Source organism: Marinospirillum sp., assembly GCF_014859565.1.
Window position 1 is genome coordinate 1 of the sequence record NZ_JACUUA010000351.1, and the last position, 2,651, is coordinate 2,651.

General features: G+C 47.8%; 5 protein-coding genes and 1 pseudogene. 2 read left to right on the forward strand and 4 right to left on the reverse strand.

What is annotated here, in order from left to right; genetic code table 11:
• Positions 1–145 precede the first annotated feature (145 nt).
• Complete coding sequence (locus IBX50_RS19480; protein WP_292258059.1) at positions 146–475, reverse strand: hypothetical protein; 330 nt, start codon at positions 473–475, stop codon at positions 146–148.
• A gap of 120 nt (positions 476–595) precedes the next feature.
• Between IBX50_RS19480 and IBX50_RS19485 the strand changes: the two genes are divergently transcribed.
• Complete coding sequence (locus IBX50_RS19485; protein WP_292258060.1) at positions 596–889, forward strand: metal-sensing transcriptional repressor; 294 nt, start codon at positions 596–598, stop codon at positions 887–889.
• 17 nt (positions 890–906) lie between these two features.
• Positions 907–1,260 (forward strand): DUF3147 family protein, encoded by a 354-nt coding sequence (locus IBX50_RS19490; protein ID WP_292258061.1) that lies wholly within the window; start codon positions 907–909, stop codon positions 1,258–1,260.
• Positions 1,261–1,350: 90 nt separating this feature from the next.
• Here the strand turns inward: IBX50_RS19490 and IBX50_RS19495 are convergent, their stop codons facing one another.
• The 3 genes and pseudogenes from IBX50_RS19495 to IBX50_RS19505 all read right to left on the reverse strand — a co-directional run.
• A complete protein-coding gene (locus IBX50_RS19495; RefSeq protein WP_292258062.1) occupies positions 1,351–1,584 on the reverse strand; it encodes a hypothetical protein in 234 nt (77 codons plus the stop codon).
• A gap of 39 nt (positions 1,585–1,623) precedes the next feature.
• Complete coding sequence (locus tag IBX50_RS19500; RefSeq protein WP_292258063.1) at positions 1,624–1,920, reverse strand: hypothetical protein; 297 nt, start codon at positions 1,918–1,920, stop codon at positions 1,624–1,626.
• Positions 1,921–2,363: 443 nt separating this feature from the next.
• Positions 2,364–2,651 (reverse strand): annotated as a pseudogene (locus tag IBX50_RS19505) (type II toxin-antitoxin system HipA family toxin); the annotation flags it as partial.

The following is a 2,651-nucleotide window of genomic DNA, read 5'->3' on the forward strand; positions in this document are numbered from 1 at the left end:
TGTTGTCAGCAGCAGTAAGGTCAGCAGCAGAAAACTCCAGCGATACAGCCGGGTTGCATCGGTCATTGCCGACACAAAGGATAATCTGTTCATGGTCTGTCCTGATTGATCAAATAAATAATAAAAGCCGTCTGTTTTGGTGAGGCTAATCAGGTGGTTTGTTCAGCAGGAACAGAGGCTGATCGGGTTCGGTGGTTCTCCCCGTGCTTTTTTCGAGAGAGTGTTGAAGGACACTGAGCCATAGTTGTTGCTGTTGATACAGCGGCTCATGCTGATGTTCCGGCATGGTGTCTGAATGCGGGTGGATGCTGCACGACCAACAATGAGTTTCGGTATGATGATCTGTTGGTGAGTGCTCAAATGCTGATTGCAACAGGCTTCCCAGACCATGTGACACTTTGCTGAGTGACAGCAGCAACAGCAGTAACACTAGTAGTGGGCGATAACGTGAGATCTGATTTCGCAGCTGATTCATGGGGTTGGCGTCAGCCCTGTTACTTGTGGCAATGAATTGAAACATCCCCCCGGGGGGGATAGAATCGGCATTCTAGGTAAAAAGCTGCGCACTTACAACCCAGCATAAAAGCAGGTCATCATGTCAGATGTTCATCCCACCCATCATGATCACCCGAACCATCAGGCGATCATCAAACGGCTGAAGCGAGCAGAAGGTCACCTGCGCAGTACACTTGGAATGATGGAAGTGCATCGTCCTTGTCTTGAGCTTGCGCAACAGTTGCACGCTGTTGAAAAAGCAATTTGTCAGGCCAAGCGTCTGTTGATCCGTGATCATCTGGATCATTGTCTGGACAGTGCAATGGATGCCGATGATGTCAGCGCCCGTAATAAAGCACTGGACGAGTTCAGGGAAATTACCCGCTATCTCTAATGAGGGTTGAGAAAATCATGACATGGCTGGTTTTTAAATATGCCATTACAGCGCTGCTGGTGGTGCTGGTCTCTGAAACAGCAAAGCGCAGTGATCATCTGGGTGCCTTGCTGGCTTCCTTGCCGTTGGTAACACTGCTGACATGGATCTGGCTGCATGTTGAGCAGCAGGCACCTGAACGCCTTGCCAATCATGCATTGCTTACCTTCTGGTATGTGCTGCCCACCATGCCGATGCTGCTGTTATTTCCCTGGCTGCTGATGCGTTACGGTTTTTTCACCGCCTTGATCAGTTATGTTGCCGGTACGTTTTTGTTGTTTGTGATTACTGTGCTGATGGCTCGCTGGTTTGGAGTGAACCTGCTGGGTTGATGCTGCTACAGAATCAGTGGCAAGGCTGCCAGAGCGGGAAACGCTGCGAATCAACAGAGTTGACCAAAATGCGCGACAAGCCCCGTACTTTTAGTGCGGGGAAGGATAGCGCTGGGAGGCGGTAGCCTCCCTAATGGGGCGAGTTTTTTGCTCAATATATTGTCGAATTACTGAAATCGCAGCGCCGCCGACACCGCCTGCATAGTCGCTGGGACTCCAGAGCGCGTTTTTCATGTAGCCACGGTACTTTGTAGTAAAGACCAAATGGGAATGAAGCCAAAAAATGCAATACCTGCCTTTTCTGTAATGGTTGATTTCTTCCATAGACCAACTATAATAGAAAACATGAAATACACTAAGACCTTAAAGGTTCGTGTTCGAGACAAGCACCTGCCATTGTTGAATCAAATGGCAAGATCGGTCAACTTTGTCTGGAACTAAATCAACGAACTCAGTCACCGTTCTATCAAGGAGCGTGGTGTGTTTCTGTCTGCCTACGATCTTCAGAAGTACACCCAAGGCGCTCACAAAGAGCTGGAACTGCATAGCCATACCGTTCAGAAGGTCGGCGCGGAGTACGCTACTCGCCGCAAGCAGTTCAAAAAGAAGCGAGGTTGGTTTCAATCCACGCGCCCGCGGGGGGCGCGTGTCAATGGCCATTTATTTTGACCCACCTTTGGCCAATAAAATTGACCCACCTGGTGCGTTAGTTGATTCATAATCTGAGTCATTTGCGCTGATTTTTTTCGTGGATCGCAATCATAGCGCGTATAACAGAGCAATTCTGTCCATTCTTGACTTGAAGGTCATCATCACAATGCCTGCGAAGTATCGTTTTTGTGGGTTTTATGTATAATTTATAGCGACTTTGTTGTTTGCTCACTTCTTTGTTATGTGCGCTCTAAGCCACCGGCTCAGCATCAGCGGCAAGCTGATGTTCATCTTCTTTGTTGTTTTGATCCTGATTTGCCTGCTCCTTGGTTCCATCGCCATTACTCAGTCCACTCGTGCTGTAAATGAACAGGTGGATAGGGGGTGTCGGTTACTCTTGTCACCAGAGCGGGGAAGGCATCTTTGACAGACCAGAAAACCGAAGTGATTCTTCAAATATTGAGGCGTAAATGGGTGTCGATTTCTTCTAATAAGGTTTTTGATGTCTCCCATTCTTTTGCAAGTTGACGCCAGCTGGATAAATGCTCGATAGTTTCATCAATAATTGCGTCAACTTTTCTTTGACTGAAGGCCGGACTTAGCTTTTCTAAGCTGTAGAAATCCTTTCTAGTGAAATCTTCTCTTTTGCCGTTTAAACTCATCCAGTGGCTGTTGACCCATTTGCTACCAGGCTTGTAGCTATAGGCTAGATCATAAGCCGGAGCCAGAGACCATTTATC